This window comes from Proteus hauseri, from assembly GCF_004116975.1.
GTDB classification, from domain to species: Bacteria; Pseudomonadota; Gammaproteobacteria; order Enterobacterales; family Enterobacteriaceae; genus Proteus; species Proteus hauseri.
Window position 1 is genome coordinate 2,060,243 of sequence record NZ_CP026364.1, and the last position, 16,775, is coordinate 2,077,017.

The 16,775-nt window shown below is 37.7% G+C and carries 17 protein-coding genes; 5 read left to right on the forward strand and 12 right to left on the reverse strand.

From position 1 onward, the window contains the following. The first annotated feature begins 189 nt into the window (after positions 1-189). Positions 190-1,044 (forward strand): RNA polymerase sigma factor RpoH, encoded by an 855-nt coding sequence (gene rpoH, locus PH4a_RS09445; protein ID WP_129039369.1) that lies wholly within the window; start codon positions 190-192, stop codon positions 1,042-1,044. A 94-nt stretch (positions 1,045-1,138) separates the two neighbouring features. Further along, a complete protein-coding gene (locus PH4a_RS09450) occupies positions 1,139-2,296 on the forward strand; it encodes a glycerate kinase (RefSeq protein ID WP_129039371.1) in 1,158 nt (385 codons plus the stop codon). A 32-nt stretch (positions 2,297-2,328) separates the two neighbouring features. Here PH4a_RS09450 and panM read toward each other — a convergent pair whose 3' ends face one another. Then, entirely contained in the window at positions 2,329-2,748 is a 420-nt protein-coding gene (panM, locus tag PH4a_RS09455) for an aspartate 1-decarboxylase autocleavage activator PanM (RefSeq protein ID WP_129039373.1), read from the reverse strand. Between the two features lie 11 nt (positions 2,749-2,759). Next, positions 2,760-3,947: an MFS transporter gene (locus tag PH4a_RS09460; RefSeq protein ID WP_129039375.1), complete on the reverse strand. Its 1,188-nt coding sequence runs from the start codon at positions 3,945-3,947 to the stop codon at positions 2,760-2,762. Between the two features lie 115 nt (positions 3,948-4,062). Here PH4a_RS09460 and PH4a_RS09465 point away from each other — a divergent pair, with 115 nt between their 5' ends. Continuing rightward, the gene (locus PH4a_RS09465; protein WP_129039377.1) at positions 4,063-4,527 is read left to right on the forward strand and encodes a MarR family transcriptional regulator; all 465 of its coding nucleotides are present in this window, start codon (positions 4,063-4,065) and stop codon (positions 4,525-4,527) included. Between the two features lie 49 nt (positions 4,528-4,576). On the opposite strand, the gene loiP is transcribed toward PH4a_RS09465, so the two are convergent. The 5 genes from loiP to ugpB all read right to left on the reverse strand — a co-directional run bounded on the left by loiP (position 4,577) and on the right by ugpB (position 10,015). Beyond that, entirely contained in the window at positions 4,577-5,329 is a 753-nt protein-coding gene (gene loiP / locus PH4a_RS09470) for a metalloprotease LoiP (RefSeq protein WP_129039379.1), read from the reverse strand. Positions 5,330-5,814: 485 nt separating this feature from the next. Then, complete coding sequence (gene ugpC / locus PH4a_RS09475) at positions 5,815-6,915, reverse strand: sn-glycerol-3-phosphate ABC transporter ATP-binding protein UgpC (RefSeq protein WP_129039381.1); 1,101 nt, start codon at positions 6,913-6,915, stop codon at positions 5,815-5,817. A gap of 1 nt (position 6,916) precedes the next feature. After that, a complete protein-coding gene (ugpE, locus tag PH4a_RS09480; RefSeq protein ID WP_064718826.1) occupies positions 6,917-7,765 on the reverse strand; it encodes a sn-glycerol-3-phosphate ABC transporter permease UgpE in 849 nt (282 codons plus the stop codon). Then, positions 7,765-8,649, reverse strand: a complete 885-nt coding sequence (gene ugpA / locus PH4a_RS09485; RefSeq protein ID WP_064718827.1) for a sn-glycerol-3-phosphate ABC transporter permease UgpA — start codon at positions 8,647-8,649, stop codon at positions 7,765-7,767. Before ugpA ends, ugpE begins: the two co-directional genes overlap by 1 nt. A gap of 61 nt (positions 8,650-8,710) precedes the next feature. After that, positions 8,711-10,015 (reverse strand): sn-glycerol-3-phosphate ABC transporter substrate-binding protein UgpB, encoded by a 1,305-nt coding sequence (gene ugpB / locus PH4a_RS09490; RefSeq protein WP_129039383.1) that lies wholly within the window; start codon positions 10,013-10,015, stop codon positions 8,711-8,713. A 177-nt stretch (positions 10,016-10,192) separates the two neighbouring features. Here ugpB and PH4a_RS09495 point away from each other — a divergent pair, with 177 nt between their 5' ends. After that, entirely contained in the window at positions 10,193-10,918 is a 726-nt protein-coding gene (locus PH4a_RS09495) for a glycerophosphodiester phosphodiesterase family protein (protein WP_064718829.1), read from the forward strand. A gap of 443 nt (positions 10,919-11,361) precedes the next feature. Then, the gene (locus tag PH4a_RS09500) at positions 11,362-12,309 is read left to right on the forward strand and encodes a carbamate kinase family protein (RefSeq protein ID WP_129039385.1); all 948 of its coding nucleotides are present in this window, start codon (positions 11,362-11,364) and stop codon (positions 12,307-12,309) included. Between the two features lie 97 nt (positions 12,310-12,406). Here PH4a_RS09500 and PH4a_RS09505 read toward each other — a convergent pair whose 3' ends face one another. The 5 genes from PH4a_RS09505 to dusB form a co-directional block, all read right to left on the reverse strand. Next, the gene (locus PH4a_RS09505; RefSeq protein WP_129039386.1) at positions 12,407-13,606 is read right to left on the reverse strand and encodes a cyanate transporter; all 1,200 of its coding nucleotides are present in this window, start codon (positions 13,604-13,606) and stop codon (positions 12,407-12,409) included. Positions 13,607-13,692: 86 nt separating this feature from the next. Continuing rightward, complete coding sequence (locus PH4a_RS09510) at positions 13,693-14,430, reverse strand: hypothetical protein (protein ID WP_129039388.1); 738 nt, start codon at positions 14,428-14,430, stop codon at positions 13,693-13,695. A gap of 135 nt (positions 14,431-14,565) precedes the next feature. Then, a complete protein-coding gene (locus PH4a_RS09515) occupies positions 14,566-15,102 on the reverse strand; it encodes an SMI1/KNR4 family protein (RefSeq protein ID WP_129039390.1) in 537 nt (178 codons plus the stop codon). 230 nt (positions 15,103-15,332) lie between these two features. Further along, on the reverse strand, positions 15,333-15,629 hold the full coding sequence (gene fis / locus PH4a_RS09520) for a DNA-binding transcriptional regulator Fis (protein WP_004245342.1): 297 nt from the start codon (positions 15,627-15,629) through the stop codon (positions 15,333-15,335). Positions 15,630-15,649: 20 nt separating this feature from the next. Next, the gene (gene dusB / locus PH4a_RS09525) at positions 15,650-16,621 is read right to left on the reverse strand and encodes a tRNA dihydrouridine synthase DusB (RefSeq protein ID WP_129039392.1); all 972 of its coding nucleotides are present in this window, start codon (positions 16,619-16,621) and stop codon (positions 15,650-15,652) included. Positions 16,622-16,775: the final 154 nt, after the last annotated feature.

Sequence of the window (16,775 nt, forward strand, 5' to 3'; positions counted from 1 at the left end):
CGGTAAAGTAAAAAGAAATGTAAACATAGATGCCATATGAACCTTTAGTCTTTATGCTGGTCGTAATTAGGTTATGATAAAAAGTTTATAAAATGTCCAACAAATATATCCTATAAGCTATATTTATAAGGCTCATCTACTCTTCTTACTGTGTAATAGTTGTTTAATTGATTTTTCATGAGGATTTGAATGACAAAAGAAATGCAATCCTTAGCATTGGTTCCGCAAGGCAGCATCGAAGCTTATATCCGTGCAGCCAATTCCTATCCGATGTTAACTGCAGAGGAAGAAAAGGAACTCGCTGAACGGCTGCATTACGATGGTGATTTGGATGCAGCAAGAACGCTAATCCTTTCACATTTACGCTTCGTTATTCATGTTGCTCGTAGTTACTCTGGATATGGTTTACCTCAGGCAGACCTTATTCAAGAAGGTAATATCGGCTTGATGAAAGCTGTTCGTCGTTTTAACCCTGAAGTTGGGGTGAGACTCGTTTCTTTTGCTGTACACTGGATCAAAGCGGAAATTCATGAATATGTGCTACGCAATTGGCGCATCGTGAAAGTCGCAACGACAAAATCACAACGTAAATTGTTTTTTAATTTAAGAAAAAACAAAAAACGTTTAGGTTGGTTTAATCAAGATGAAGTGGAATTAGTGGCTAAAGAGCTTGGCGTATCTGAAAGTGATGTGCGCGAAATGGAATCGCGAATGTCAGCACAAGATATGGCTTTTGATATGAGTAACGATGATAACGATGACTCGCATCCTGTTGCGCCAGTACTCTTTTTAGAAGATAAATCTTCTGATTTTGCAGACGGTATTGAAGAAGATAACTGGGATAATCATGCAACAGATAAACTTACATCAGCAATAGAAACTCTTGATGAGCGCAGCCAAGATATTATTCGCGCACGTTGGTTAGATGATGACAGCAAATCAACATTACAAGAGCTTGCCGATAAATATGGTGTTTCTGCCGAGCGTGTTCGTCAATTAGAAAAAAATGCGATGAAAAAACTGCGTCTGGCGATAGAAGATTAATCACATTTTAGATTAAGCAAACCAGATAACGCATCAGATTATGTTATAAAAGCGATATGAAAATATCGCTTTTTTATTATCTGGAGAAAATAATGTGAAAATAGTTATCGCCCCTGATTCATTTAAAGAAAGCTTAAGTGCGAAAGAAGTTGCCGAATCAATCAAACAGGGTTTTTCTCGTTATTTACCAGATGCGCAATACTGTTGTATTCCGATGGCGGATGGTGGTGAAGGTACAGTTACATCGCTGGTTGATGCGACAAACGGTGCGTTTATTTCGACCAAGGTATGTGGGCCATTAGGAAAACAAATTACCGCAAATTGGGGAATATTAGGTGATGGAACCACCGCGGTCATTGAAATGGCACAAGCATCTGGTCTGCATCTTGTACCTCCGAATTTACGTAATCCAACATTAACAACAAGTTATGGCACCGGCGAATTAATAAATGCTGCGCTAGAGAAAGGTGTAAAAAAGATTATTTTAGGGTTAGGTGGAAGTGCTACTAATGATGCTGGCGCAGGTATGATGCAAGCGCTTGGCTTGGATCTTAAAGATAAATTCGGTACTTGTTTACCTTTTGGCGGCGCGGCTTTGGCTCAGCTTCAAACTATTGATATCAACTCGTTAAATCCGAAGCTTAAAAATATCGAAATTGAGATTGCTTGCGATGTTTCTAATCCATTATGTGGAGAAAAAGGGGCATCCGTTATTTTTGGTCCTCAAAAAGGAGCGACCCAAGACGATATTGCGCAACTTGATAACGCATTACACCATTTTGGTACTTATATTGAGAAAATGACGCAACGCAGTCTTATCAATATTGCAGGAAGTGGTGCTGCGGGGGGATTGGCTTTGCCTTTGCTTGCATTTACGCAAGCAACACTTTCGCAAGGTGTTGAATTGGTTGCTAATGCTGTTGAATTAGAAAAACAGTTAATCGATGCAGATTTGGTAATAACGGGTGAAGGGCGAATGGATATCCAATCAGCACAAGGTAAAACACCGACAGGCGTTGCTAAATTGGCAAAAAAATACCACCTTCCTGTTATTGCGCTGGTCGGTGGTTATTTACCGGATTACGATGTGGTTCATCAGCAGGGTATTGATGCCGTTTTTTCTATTGTACCGGGTATTTCGACCCTTTCTGATGCACTAAATAATGCACAACAAAACCTTAATGAAACGGCTTATAATGTGGCAAGGCTTTATGCTTTAACCGTAAATATTCGTAATACTTCAAAGTTGTAGCGTTGTTGATTGCATTTACCCGCACTAGTCACCTAGCTACACCTCAAATTATTTAGAATATAAATATGACCTTGTGATGATGGATTAAATTGATGGTGTATTAAAAAAGCATGTGCAACATCATACCCACTTTCTTCTGTTGATAAGCTCAATGCCTGCCAATGATTGAGATAAGGATAAGCGCTTAAGCATTGCGTTAATAAATAATGGCCAACACCACGACGGCGCGTCACCTCTCTTACCATAAAATCGGTTATCAGCGCTTGCTCGCCTGATAAATCAATACGGCAGGCGGCTAACAGCCGCTCATTAAACCGTGCAACAAATAACGGTTTCGTCTCAGTGACTGGGGTTGTTAGTGCTGTTTGGTAACGTGCATCTTGCCAAATTTTTGCTAAATCAATCTGGTCTTGTGCTGAAAGCTGTGTCAGTTTCTCTATCGTTAATTTCATCAATTTTTCCGTCAGTTTGCAGTTTGTCTTTGTTCTATTAATGATGACTTTAAGGTTCTTATAGTGAAAAACAATGCCAAAGTTGTGAATATTACACAAGAATAAAAGACATACTCATAGTTTCCATCTACGACAAACAGTGCAGCAACCATTGGCCCTGCTGCCATTCCACAATAACGAATAAAATTATACATGCCCATTGCGGTTGCTCGGCTTTGGCTAAAAGTGTTAGCTAATAAAGTTGTATGTGTTGGCATCGTTAAACCAAGAGAAAGACCATAAAAAATAGTTAATACCAACATAATAGGTAATGAAAGCTGCCAAAATAGAGCAAATAACCCCAAAGCAACAAGATTTATAATAGAAGTTATAATGACACCTTGTTCAGCATTAAATCGATGACAAACCTTACGATACAAATAACTCCCTAAAATAAGAGCGATAGACATTGGAACATATAATCCACCAATTTCTGTGCTATTTAGCTGATAAAGATAAAATGCAATTAATGGTAAAAAGACTAACAGGCAAAAATAGTTATAAAACACCATAAAGCTAATAACAAAAATAGAACGGCCTGTAGGTGATAAAAAAACCTGCCGCATGGCGATTAGGCTTTTAAATTTTATATTTTGCTGAGGACGAGTTTCGGGTAGAAAAAGCAAATGGATGATAAGCAAAACTGCACCCGTTAAAGCGAGAAAAGCAAAAATACCTTGGTAATGATAATGCTGTGCTAAATATCCACCTAATAAAGGGCCACAAGCAGGTGCCAATGCTAATAACATTTGGTAGCTTCCCATTGCTTTAGCGCGTTGGTTACCTTGATAAAGATCACCTAAAATTGTGACGGCAACGACAGGAATAGCCGCAATACCAATAGCTTGTATCACACGCCAAAAAATCAATAAACCGATTGAATAAGAGTAAAAACAGCCTAAAGCACCAATAATAGAGATGAATAAACCGCATAATAAAACCGGTTTTCTTCCCCATTTATCAATCAACGAGCCATAAAAAAGTTGCATAATTGCCATAGTAAAAGTAAATGCTGAAACTGTCAGATTAATAAGTGGCAATGTCGTATTAAACTGTTGTTGAATCAATGGAATAACAGGTGTGTAAATATTTTGAGCTAGAGAGCCTAACAGAGCACTAAAGCAAATGAGGTAAAATAGATTACGTATTGAGAGTTTCATTTTTTTCGCCTTATCTATATTGTTTCCGTGGAAACAATATAGATAATAGCGATATTTTGATTGTTGTAAATACTTTTGATAATATTTTAAATAATATTTTTTCCAAGGAAACAAAATGGCAGGTGATAAAGTAGATACTCAACGTTTGCTTAAGGGGCTAAGTCAATTACTTGAGCTTAAAGATAAACGTTACGATGATGAGCACAAAAAAGTATTAGAAGAGAAAGGGTTAGATAATTATTCGTTGACTGAATTACATGTCATTCACTGTATTGGTGAAGAGAGTATGCGAAATCTCACCACTATTAGTGAATATATGGCGATGACGCGCGGTGCGATTTCTAAAATTTGTCATCGGCTACAGAAAAAAGGCGCCATTGAAAAAATGAAAATGGCAGATAATCAAAAAGAGGTCTTTTTTATTCTGACTTCAGAAGGTCAGCAGCTTTTTAAAGCGCATGAGGTGTTACATCAGCAGTCACAAACTCAATGGGTGGCTTTATTTGATAAGTATAATGGAGCCGAAAAGCAGGTTATTCAGCGCTTTTTTGACGATGTAATAACGCATTTACGTTGTTAATTACAATAAAAAGAATACCCCCATATCATGGGATACAGGGGCCGAGTGATTATTTTTTATCTTCAGCGATACGATTACGGATATTGTCAGCACGCTCTTTTGATGGTGGGTGAGAATCAAACATACTTGAATCACCACCGCCTAATTTCGCTAGTTTATCAAAACCAGTGACTAAGCCTGCGGGGCTTACACCACGTTTTTTTAGCAGATCATAAGAGAAGTTATCTGCTTCTGATTCTTGGTGTTGAGAGAACTGTGCATTAACCAGTTTTTCTCCCATTTCAGCTAATTGAGAGCTACTTAATTGAGCCGCAACACCACCAGCAGATGAAGCTGCTGTACGTGCTGCAACCGTCGCATGAGCAACTTGGATTGCTTTACGCGTATGACCTAGTGCAACGTGACCCATTTCATGACCTAACACACCTTCAACTTCGTTGTCGGTCATTAAATCCATTAAACCGCTATAAACACGAACGCAGCCATTTGCCATTGCCCAAGCATTAACATCTTTTGTCATGTAAACTTTATAGTTTACTGGGGTACCATTAACTTCATTACCTAATGCTTTAGAAATATTATTTAAGCGTTTAGTGTAGGTACTGTTTGCTGGAGCAATTTTGTTTTGAGCATCCATCTCTTTACAAGCATCATTAGTCAGCGCTTTTATATCGTCATCGCTTAATGTTGCCGCTTGGAAAAGTTGGGTGCCTGATTTTGTCAGCATAGCCGTATCAAGGTTTTGACAACCAGAGAGTAATGCTGTTGATACCATCACTGTCGCAAGTAATTTTATTTTCATGGTGAGTTAAGTCCTTTTCTGCCTAGCAGTTTAATGTAATTGCAGGTTAAATTCGTGCGAAAGAATAGCAGCGCTTATCTAGGTGTGCAATATATTCATTCTTAGGAAATATAAGTGGTTATTTATATATTTATAAAAATTATTTTATAAATATAATATTATTTACTATTAGGTAATGATAAAGGTACGTTTATAATATTAAGAAAAACAATAAGATTTTCTTAATTTTTAAGTGAGTGAGTAATATATTAACCTTATGAATTTACAAGTTTATACTCATTATTAGATTAATTTAGATGTAAAATATTTTTTAGGATTTTCGCTATATAATATAAAAAACATATTATAACAATCATCGACTTAACAATATAAAACTAAATATATTTAAATGGGCGGTATTTATTGCTTAAACAATAAAAATAACGATGCAAAATACATCGTTATTAAGATTAAACTGAAAATACATTGAATAGATAAAACATGATTTAGGAAACCATTGATTTATTTATTAAGACAAAAGGACGAGCTATTCGAATGCCTGTTTGTGCATCAAAAAAATGTAAATATTCAGGGTGAATGGTTAAACCAATTTTATTACCGATTTCTACACCATGATCGTTAGGTGCTCGAATAACTATCGGTTGTTTTTGTTTGTCACATGTTGTGGCATAAATTAAAACATCGGCACCTAATGCTTCAATAAATTCTACCTCAGCATGAAAAATAGGGTGCTGATTATCGATAATTAAATGTTCAGGACGTAAGCCTAATTTGATGGTATTGAAATGCCACTGTTGCGTTGATATAGCAATATAACCATCAGCAATTTCAATAACACCATGATTAATGGGTGTTTCTAAAATATTCATTGCAGGTGATCCCATAAAAGTAGCAACAAATACAGAAGCTGGGCTTTGGTAAATATCTAACGGAGTACCCACCTGCTCGATATGACCCTGATTAAGCACAACTAATTTATCTGCCAATGTCATTGCTTCAACTTGGTCATGAGTAACGTAAATCGATGTTGTGCAGAGCTTTCGCTGTAGCTTTTTTATCTCGAGGCGCATTTGTACGCGTAATTTGGCATCAAGGTTTGATAATGGCTCATCAAATAAAAATACTTTAGGTTTTCGGACGATAGCTCTACCCATTGCAACACGTTGGCGTTGCCCACCTGAAAGTTCTTTCGGTTTTCTCTCTAATAAATGGCTGATTTCTAGCATTTCGGCTGCGCTATTAACCAATTCTTCAATTTTTGCTTTTGGTGTTTTACGATTGCGCAGGCCATAAGCCATATTGTTATAAACCGACATATGGGGATAAAGTGCATAATTTTGAAATACCATAGCGATATCGCGCTCACTGGGTTCATGTTCATTGACACGCAAATTATCAATCAATAAATCACCTTCAGTAATAGTTTCTAACCCTGCGATCATACGCAATAGTGTCGATTTTCCACAACCACTCGGCCCGACTAAAACGACCATTTCTCCTTGTTCAATAGAAAGACTTAAACTTGAAATGGCATTGTGTCCATTGGGATAACGTTTTGCTAAATGAGTCAGCGTTACGGTAGTCATATTATTTCTCCGTATCAATAAAGCCTTTTACAAAGGCTTTTTGCATCAAAATGACGATCAGTACTGGCGGCAACATAGCAATTAAGGTGGTTGCCATAATTTTATTCCATTCAATAACACCATCCGAAACCGCAACCATCTGTTTAATTCCCATCACAATGGTGTAGTAGTTAGTATCTGTTGTGATAAGCATTGGCCAAAGATATTGGTTCCACCCATAAATAAATGTAATAACAAAAAGGGCGGCAATATTGGTACGTGATAACGGCAGCAAGATAGTGAAAAAGAATCTAATCGGCCCTGCGCCATCTATTTTGGCAGCCTCAATTAATTCAGGGGTGATGGTGAGAAAAAATTGGCGAAACAAAAATGTTGCTGTTGCACTGGCAATAAGAGGAATGGTTAAACCTGAATAAGCGTTGAGCATGTTAAGGTTCGTGACAACTTCAAATGTTGGCATAATACGAACTTCAACCGGTAGCATCAGGGTAAAAAAGATAGTCCAAAATGCAAGTGTTCGGCAGGGAAAGCGAAAAAAAACCACAGCATATGCCGATAAAATAGAAATAGTTAATTTTCCTATGGTGATGATTAAAGCCATTACCAAAGAGTTAAATAACATACGATTAATAGAGATCGCACTATTTTGCGTGGTACCCGCTTGCGATAAGATCTCTTTAAATACGCTAAATCCTTGTGATCCAAACCAAATAGGAGAGCCTGTAGCAAATTCAGCGTTTGAATGTGTTGTTGCCACTAACGCAATCCACACAGGGAAAGCCACTGAGAGAATGCCTGCAATCAAAATAAAGTGGCAAAATAAGTGAAATAAAGGTCTGCGTTCAACCATTAGTAAGCCACCTTTTTTTCAATATAACGAAATTGAATTACCGTCAGTACAGCGACAATGAGCATCAAAATAACGGATTGTGCTGCTGAAGAACCTAAATCTAATCCGACAAAACCATCGTTATAAACTTTATAAACCAAGGTTGATGTGCTGCTTCCTGGTCCACCTTGTGTCATGGCATGAATAATGGCAAAAGTATCAAAAAAGGCGTAAGCAAAATTCACCACTAACAAGAAGAAAGTGGTGGGCGAAATTAATGGAAAACTAATGGTAATAAAGCGCTTAATAGGACCACTACCATCAATTGCCGCCGCTTCTAATAGCGATTTAGGAACAGATTGCAGCGCTGCAAGAAAAAATAAAAAGTTATAGCTTATTTGCTTCCATGCTGCAGTTAAAATCACCATCCACATTGCATGATGGGTATTAAGAACAGGATCCCAATTAACCCCTACCTTTTTTAATAAATGGCTTATTATTCCAATGGTTGGGTCTAGCATAAACAGCCATAAAAAACCGGCAATAACCGGAGCGATGGCGTAAGGTGCTATTAAAACTGTACGATAAAATAATTTTCCACGTAAAATTTGCTCTGCAATACCCGCAAGAATAAGTGCAGAAAGCATGGATAAAAACACCACACAAGTACTAAAAACTAATGTAGTGATTAAGCTATCAAAGTAATAAGTATTACTAAAAAGGCGCTGAAAGTTTTCAAATCCAACAAATTCTCGACTAAGACCAAATGCATCTTCTAATTGAAATGATTGAAAAAGTGCTTGTCCAGCAGGCCAAATAAAAAAGATTAAGGTGATTGCTAGCTGAGGGAAAATAAGCGCAGCAGGTAACCATTTTTGTTTGAAGTGGATAGATTGAGAAGCCATATGTTATCCAATAAATCTTAAAAAATAAGCGAGCCTAAAAGACTCGCTTAAAGATAGATTACTACTGAGTACGTTCAAAACGGCGTAATTGCTCATTTCCACGTGTCACTGCGTTATCTAATGCAGTTTGTGCGTTCTGTTTTCCTGACCATACTTTCTCTAATTCTTCATCGACAATTTCACGTGTTTGTAGGAAGTTACCAAAGCGTAATCCCTTAGAATTTTCAGTTGATTCTGAAGCGGTCATTTGCAATATCGCCGTTTCAGTACCCGGATTTTGTTGATAAAAACCTTGCTGCTGAGTTAGCGCATAAGCGGCTTTAGTGACAGGTAAATAACCCGTTGCTTGATGCCAATCAGCTTGTACTTTGGGGCTAGAAAGATAAGTGAAAAACTTGGCTACACCGTTATATTCTGCATCTGGACGACCAGACATTACCCATAAAGATGCACCACCAATAATGGTATTAGCGGGTTTTTGTACTAACTTGTCGTCATAAGGTAATTGGCTAACGCCGATATCGACACCTTTCATATTCTCTTTGATTCCAGCAAAACCTGCGGATGACTCCATCACCATCGCGCACTCTTGAGTATAAAATAGTGGCATTGCGTCAGATTGACGGCCACCATATTTGAATATGCCAGATTTGGACCAATCCGCCATTTGTTGGATATGATTAACAAAAGGGGTTGTATTAAAAAGAAATGTTGTATCGGTACCATCAAACCCATTGTTTTTAGTGGCAATAGGTAAGTTATTGCGAGCACCAAAGTTTTCTATTTGCGTCCATGATTGCCATGTGGTGGTAAAGCCGCATTTCACACCCGAATCGAGTAGTTTTTTAGAAATTTCTTCCATCTCTTTCCAGGTTGCAGGGGGCTGTTCAATTCCTGCTTTTTTAAAGAGCGTTTTATTGTAATAAAGTACAGGTGTAGAACTATTAAATGGTAGCGACATCATTTTGCCATCACTGGTAGTGTAATAGCCGGTAACGGTAGATAAATAACTATTAGGATCAAAGGGTTCTTTGGTTTTTTCCATCAATTGATAAACCGGGAAAATGGCTTTTTTAGCGCCCATCATACTTGCAGTACCGACTTCAAAAACTTGTACTATTGCGGGCTGATTTTTAGCGCGAAATGAAGCAACAGCACTAGTCATCGTCTCCGCATAAGTGCCTTTATACACGGGTTTAATAACATAATCGGATTGGCTAGCATTAAAATCATTGGCGATTTGATTCACCTTCTGACCTAAAGCTCCTCCCATTGCATGCCACCACTCAATTTCTGTTTTTGCATAGGTTGGAGAGGTAAATAGCGCCATCACAACAGCAAGACCCGTCAGTGATTTTATCGACATGCAGTATTTCCTTTTTAATCGAAAGTTAAAGGTTTAATCTTATTTGTTGGAATTACCCTAAGTGTTATTTATGACAAAATGGTGACAATTAAATGAAGATATATTGATGGTGTAGTTGTCAAATTACTGTCACAAATGGTTGTCATGATGGTGATGTGAATAAAAAAGGAGATAGAAATGAAAATAGCTGCTCACCGAGGTTTTTCTGGAAAAGCACCCGAAAACACATTAGCTGCTTTTAAAATGGCAATCGATTTTGGTTGTGAATGGATTGAAACCGATGTGCAATTAACTGCAGATTATGTGCCAGTGCTTATTCATGACAAAACCGTAAACCGCTGCACTAACGGGCGAGGTGCTGTTCGTTTTCATACGTTAGATGATTTACATCGACTTGATGCAGGTAGTTGGTTTAGTTCGCTTTATCAAGGCGAGAAAATACCGTCATTAAGACAAGGACTGCAATTGATTAAGCGTTCAGGCACTAAGCTTAATATTGAGTTAAAAACATGGCCTGACGATGATATTGAACGTTTGTGTTTAGCCGTATCCGATATGATAAAAAGTGCAGATATTCCTGATAATCAAATTCTTTTTTCATCTTTTGATACCCATGCGTTAGTGGTAATGAAAAGATATTTGCCATCTATTCGCCGAGGCCAATTATGGGATGAAATTCCTGATAAGGCTGATGCATTATCGACATTAAAGTTAATCGATGCGTTTAGTGTGCATTGTAATTATCAATTTTTAACCCAGCAACAAGCACAAATGCTGAAACAATCAGGTTATGAGATCTATTGCTACACGCCGAATGATCCTAAAGAGGTTGCACACTTTGAACAGTGGGGTGTCGATATGCTAATTACTGATATGCCAGATGTTTATCAAGCCGATAAATAAAAAGGTTTTAGACATAAACTTGAGCGCGGTTGTAGGTTGTGTGATTTTAAACGTAGTATAAAGTCTAGTTTAAAAGTTTAAGGCGCAAGATATTTTATTATTGTGCCTTTAGTTTTTTGTTTCATCGCCCAATTTTCTATCCTCATATATCTTCTATTTTCTATTTAAAAAACACTTAATAATAGCCAGCTAAAAATGGTTAAAGGTGAGTAATAGATGTTTTCTCAATATTCTCTGTTATTATCCTTGCGCGAAATGAAGGCATAACTCTTATTTGTGTGAATCATTAACTTTAGGTTCACAGCAGATAAAGTTTATTTCGTTAATGTGTAATAACAGGAAAAAACGGCAAACTGACGCAACTGCCTAATTTACCTAACCTCCGATGGTAGAGATGATAAATCTCTACCTATATAACAAAATGATATTGTTGAGAGCTGAACATGAAAGAACTCGTGGTTGTTGCCATCGGAGGCAACAGTATTATCAAAGACAATGCTAGCCAGTCTATCGCTCACCAAGAACAAGCCGTACAAGAAGTAGCTACGCATATCAGTGATATGATTGCTGATGGCTATAATATTGTTCTAACCCATGGCAATGGCCCTCAAGTTGGTCTGGATTTACGTCGCGCTGAAATTGCTCATGTGCAAGATGGGTTACCTCTTACCCCATTAGCTAACTGTGTTGCAGATACACAAGGCGGTATTGGTTATTTGGTTCAACAAGCATTAACCAATAAATTACGCCATCAACAAGGTAAGCAAGCCGTTACTATTATTACTCAGGTTGAAGTTGATAAAGCAGACGCTCATTTCTTATCTCCAACTAAACCAATAGGTGCTTTTTTTTCACAGCAAGATGCTGAGCAATTAAAACAAGAAAATCCTAGTTGGCATTTTGTTGAGGATTCTGGTCGTGGATATCGCCGTGTTGTGGCTTCTCCTATTCCTCAGCATGTTGTTGAGTCAGGTGCTATTCGCGTATTATCAGATAGCGGATATGTAGTTATTGCGGTAGGTGGTGGTGGTATTCCAGTGATTAAAGATCCAGATGGAAGCTATCACAGTGTTGATGCCGTTATTGATAAAGATCTCTCATCAACATTACTAGCCAAAGAATTGCATGCAGACATTCTTATTATCACCACGGGTGTAGAAAAAGTGTGTATTCATTTTGGTAAGCCAGAACAGCAAGCATTAGGTGAAACAACCGTTGCTGAAATGACTCGTTATATGCACGAAGGGCATTTCCCCGCGGGAAGCATGTTACCAAAAATTGAAGCTAGCTTATCGTTTTTAGCAGCTGGTGGAAAACGCGTTATTATCACGACCCCTGAAAAACTAGCAATGGCATTACGTGGCGAAACAGGTACTCATATTATCGCCTAATTACGGTGGCTATTAATGTGTAATTAACGTAAAAATAAGCATAAAAATTAGCGCTATACTCTATATTGAAATATAAAGTATCTGCGCTAATTTTATATTATTGCTCAGTATTCGTATGATTATCAGGATATGCTTTAGCGTAGTGATTTGGATTTAATCGTGAGAATAATCCCATTGTTAATACAACTAAAACGGCATGAAATGCCCATGCATAGGTAAAGCTTCCATCAGATTGGCGTAACCAAACGGCAACCAAAGGGCCAAAAGCAGCAATAATAAATCCACCACCTTGCATTAATGCTGATAATGCGCCGGCTTGAGCTGGATGTGGAATATGGTCGAGGGCAACAATCATCATGACAGAAAAACATCCCCCTAAGCCACAGCCTAAGAAAATACTCCATAAATAAGGGGCGCTCATTGGCATGAGCATAATGGCTAAAAAGCCAATGACTTGACTGGTTAATGTTAATAGTAGCCAAAAGCGTCGGTCATGATTTTTTGCGGCTAAAAATGGGATGATAAGTGCCGCAGAAGCTTGAAAAAGTGAAAGGATTGCTACTAATGAGCCGCTTTGTGCGCTGGGCATTCCTAAAGATTGATAAAATGGCGCTAACCAAGTAATAACCGAAGCATAGCCCGCATTCACAAAGCCGAAACCCAAAATAAGTAGTCCTGTTCTTGGGCGCCAAATAAGTGTATTAAGCGGCACCTTATTACTTTGCGACGCACTTTTTTTAATTGAAACCGTTATTGCAATAAATGCAAAACTAGCAGGTAATGCGAACCATGCTAACGCATTCTGCCAATTACCATTTGGCTCAGTAAGGATAGGCGATAATTGTGCACCCAGCGCACCGCCACCCATTAACATGGCAGAATAAAGCCCCATCATAATAGGTGTTCTGTTACCAAACCATGCTTTGATAATACCGGGAAATATTGCTTGAATATAAGCAACACTTAAACCACAAAATAGTGCAGTAAATAGCAGTTGATTACCATCCGAAACATAAGCTCGCGAAAAAGAACCTAATAGCAGCATTAACATCGCGACTTGTAGCCCTTTGCGAGCCTGAATATAAGGCTGCAAGAACGGAACAATAAGTGCACCCATGCCCATCAAAATCATAGGTAATAAGGTAAGTAATGAGACTTGGCTGTAACTCATTCCTGTTGAGGCAATAATATCGTCAATCACAGGGCCAGGCCCAGTTAAAAAAGGGCGCAAGTTTATACCGACTAAGACAATTGTAACAACAATCTGCCACACTTTTTTTCTAGGCAAAACGGCCATGGTAATTCCCTGATAAACCAAAATATTGTTTATTGTATAGTCAAAATCTGTATAAACAAATGGCTGATTTATTGATTTCTATTTCTCTATTTAAGCTTCCACTGTTTAATCGGGCTTAGGGGATTAATTAATACAAATTCATATTGTTCAAAATGAGCGAGCACTTTTTTAAATTCAGTAGCTGCTTTATCTAGATCCCAAGATTTAGGAAAATAAAAACCATCAAAAGGAATATTTTCAAGTTTAGCGTTAAATTGATGAATATATTCATCAAATCCCGCATAAAAAAGTGCTATTTCCCCATTCCAATCAATGTCATAAGTATTATCTTTCTGGCGTTGAAAACTAATTTGATGAGCTTTGCATTCATCATGGCCTAATAAATAAAGACTAAAAGCAGGAATTTCTTGGATTTCTTCTTCATCATATTCATTAATATTTATTTGAGAGATGTTATCAACATTAAATTGATGAGTGATAAAATTGGTAAAATCAAAAGGTTTTTCCCCATTACTGAGTAAAATACCTTGGTCATTCGACCAATAAGTAGAAGAGAGAGTACAGCAATGGTAATTATCCCAGACAATTTTATCTTGCCAGTGAGCAAGGCTGGTATATTCTTGGCTATCATCTGACGTATCATCTTCTATATCAGAAAGATAATCTTCACCTTCACTTAAATAGTAATCAGCACTTTTAAGGTGAAGATCAAACCAAAGTTGCCCTGTTTTATCTAATCTTCCAGACCAAATGAATTCTTTAATTTCATGAGGCTTAGGGTAAGCGCTATCAATAAAAGTAATGGTAGATTGAGGTGTTTGCATTTTGACACTCTTGTCAGAATTTAAATAATTGGTGTTATAAAAATTAGCATAGAGGGTATCGTGATGATGGCGATAATAGAAGTCAGTTTAGCAAAATCATTAACAATGTGGTTAAAATAAAAATTATTAATTATTTTAACCAAAAATATTGCTATTAAATACGATATTTGATGAGGGGAAATTTTCAGGAAAAGACATGCATCGTATTTTTCTAGATAAAATATTATTTATAAAATGAGTGAGATGTCCTTGTTGATATTCAATATCAGGTGATCTAGAAGCAATAATTGCGATATTCCATAAATTACTATTATCTGATGAAATAACCCAAAATAAATAATCTCCATTATCTGTAATACCAATAGGGAGTAGTCCATTGATATTAGGATATAAAGGAAATAAATAATATTCTGGATCAGATTTATTTAACTCAGAAAGATCAGAAATTATCCATTCTTTTTGTTTGAAAAAATTTAAATCATCATTATTACTAAATGGGTTAAATAGAGTAAGAAAGTTATCTATTTTACCTGAACCATATTGAGTTATAAATTCAATATAATCATTGGGAAATGAGTATTTGTTATCGATTAAAGGCCATTCAGTGTTTTGACCTGTTTCATATGAAAATATTGGCGGTGGTAGTATTTTATTTAAATTCTCTAGGTTCATAAATTTTATATTTTAATTATAAATAGGCTAATTATGGTTCTTTTTTAAAGAAAACGACCGAATAATTTATTGGATACTGTCCTAATTCTTATCATAGTAGCGAAAGTAATTGTAATATAAACTATTTTTTAATGTGACACTGCCTTTTTGTTGCTGTTGAGCTTGTTGTAAAAAGGCACTATAGCCAATGACTATAGTGCCTTTTAAAACAGACTGTTAACTGACTAGGATCAGTTCATGCCGTATTTTTTCAGTTTCTTACGCAGTGTGCCGCGGTTGATGCCCATCATTTGCGCTGCACGTGTTTGGTTGCCACGGGTGTACTGCATTACCATGTCCAACAAAGGCTGTTCAACTTCAGCCAATACTAGCTCATAAAGGTCATTAACATCTTGACCGTTTAATTGAGCAAAATAGTTTTTCAGTGCTTGCTTAACGGAGTCACGTAAAGGTTTTTGGGTCACCTGATCTTGTGAATTTACGGTGGCAACGGTTAGTACGTCTGAATTTACGCGTTGTTCGAACATAGTTCTGTCAGCTCTTTTATTTATTTACGCAAAAAATTTTCGAAATATGCTTCCAACGCCTCCAGCTGTTCGCTGGCATCCTCTATGGCGTTGAAGGAGCGCCGAAACTGATCATCAGGGGCATGTTCCTTGAGATACCAAGAGACATGCTTGCGAGCAATGCGAGTTCCTTTGCCTTGACCGTAAAAGTCGTGCAACTCACGCACGTGCATTTGCATTATTTGCTGTACCTCTGCAATCGGCATTGGTGGCAGCAGTTCACCTGTGTCCAGATAGTGCTGGATTTCCCGAAAGATCCAGGGTCTTCCCTGAGCAGCGCGACCGATCATTAAAGCATCGGCTCCAGTGTAGTCGAGCACTGCTCTGGCTTTTAGCGGGTCAGTTATGTCTCCATTCGCAATAATGGGAATAGAAACACTCTGCTTAACTGTCCGAATACTGTCATATTCGGCTTCTCCTTTGAACAAACACTCGCGTGTACGTCCATGAATAGTGAGAGCCTGAATACCACAACGTTCAGCCAATCTGGCAATCTCTACACAGTTACGTTCATCAGGTGACCAGCCAGTACGGATCTTCAGAGTAACAGGTACATCAACCGCGTTAACCACAGCAGAGAGGATCTCTGCGACAAGGTCGGGATAACGAAGCAATGCTGAACCCGCCAGCTTTTTATTCACCTTTTTTGCCGGACAACCCATATTTATGTCGATAATCTGAGCGCCACTTTCTGCGTTTATTTTCGCAGCAGCAGCCATATCGGCAGGGTCACTTCCAGCAATCTGTACGGAGCGGATCCCCAATTCATCGCTATGTATCATTCGCAACCGAGACTTGTCTGTCTTCCAAACCTGAGGATTAGAAGAAAGCATTTCAGAAACTGTCATACCCGCGCCCATGTCATAGCAAAGTGACCGAAAAGGTCGGTCTGTAACGCCAGCCATTGGAGCTGCGATAAGGCAATTTTTTAACTGATACTGTCCGATTCGCATAGATGAAAAGAGGGCCAAACTGTGACTGCAAGGGCGCGTATATTACGCATTTTTTATCAGATATGAAAGGACAAAGTTTAACCAAATCGTGAAAAAAAGTTACTTTTTTACACTTGATTTTTTTTGATTATATTATTTAGTCAATAAAAACATA

Bases quoted from the DNA above. Each gene is read 5' to 3' on its own strand.
- rpoH (WP_129039369.1), top strand. From the start codon at position 190: ATGACAAAAGAAATGCAATCCTTAGCATTGGTTCCGCAAGGCAGCATC.
- panM (WP_129039373.1), bottom strand. From the start codon at position 2,748: ATGAAATTAACGATAGAGAAACTGACACAGCTTTCAGCACAAGACCAG.
- PH4a_RS09460 (WP_129039375.1), bottom strand. From the start codon at position 3,947: ATGAAACTCTCAATACGTAATCTATTTTACCTCATTTGCTTTAGTGCT.
- PH4a_RS09465 (WP_129039377.1), top strand. From the start codon at position 4,063: ATGGCAGGTGATAAAGTAGATACTCAACGTTTGCTTAAGGGGCTAAGT.
- loiP (WP_129039379.1), bottom strand. From the start codon at position 5,329: ATGAAAATAAAATTACTTGCGACAGTGATGGTATCAACAGCATTACTC.
- ugpC (WP_129039381.1), bottom strand. From the start codon at position 6,915: ATGACTACCGTAACGCTGACTCATTTAGCAAAACGTTATCCCAATGGA.
- ugpE (WP_064718826.1), bottom strand. From the start codon at position 7,765: ATGGTTGAACGCAGACCTTTATTTCACTTATTTTGCCACTTTATTTTG.
- ugpA (WP_064718827.1), bottom strand. From the start codon at position 8,649: ATGGCTTCTCAATCTATCCACTTCAAACAAAAATGGTTACCTGCTGCG.
- ugpB (WP_129039383.1), bottom strand. From the start codon at position 10,015: ATGTCGATAAAATCACTGACGGGTCTTGCTGTTGTGATGGCGCTATTT.
- PH4a_RS09495 (WP_064718829.1), top strand. From the start codon at position 10,193: ATGAAAATAGCTGCTCACCGAGGTTTTTCTGGAAAAGCACCCGAAAAC.
- PH4a_RS09500 (WP_129039385.1), top strand. From the start codon at position 11,362: ATGAAAGAACTCGTGGTTGTTGCCATCGGAGGCAACAGTATTATCAAA.
- PH4a_RS09505 (WP_129039386.1), bottom strand. From the start codon at position 13,606: ATGGCCGTTTTGCCTAGAAAAAAAGTGTGGCAGATTGTTGTTACAATT.
- PH4a_RS09510 (WP_129039388.1), bottom strand. From the start codon at position 14,430: ATGCAAACACCTCAATCTACCATTACTTTTATTGATAGCGCTTACCCT.
- PH4a_RS09515 (WP_129039390.1), bottom strand. From the start codon at position 15,102: ATGAACCTAGAGAATTTAAATAAAATACTACCACCGCCAATATTTTCA.
- fis (WP_004245342.1), bottom strand. From the start codon at position 15,629: ATGTTCGAACAACGCGTAAATTCAGACGTACTAACCGTTGCCACCGTA.
- dusB (WP_129039392.1), bottom strand. From the start codon at position 16,621: ATGCGAATCGGACAGTATCAGTTAAAAAATTGCCTTATCGCAGCTCCA.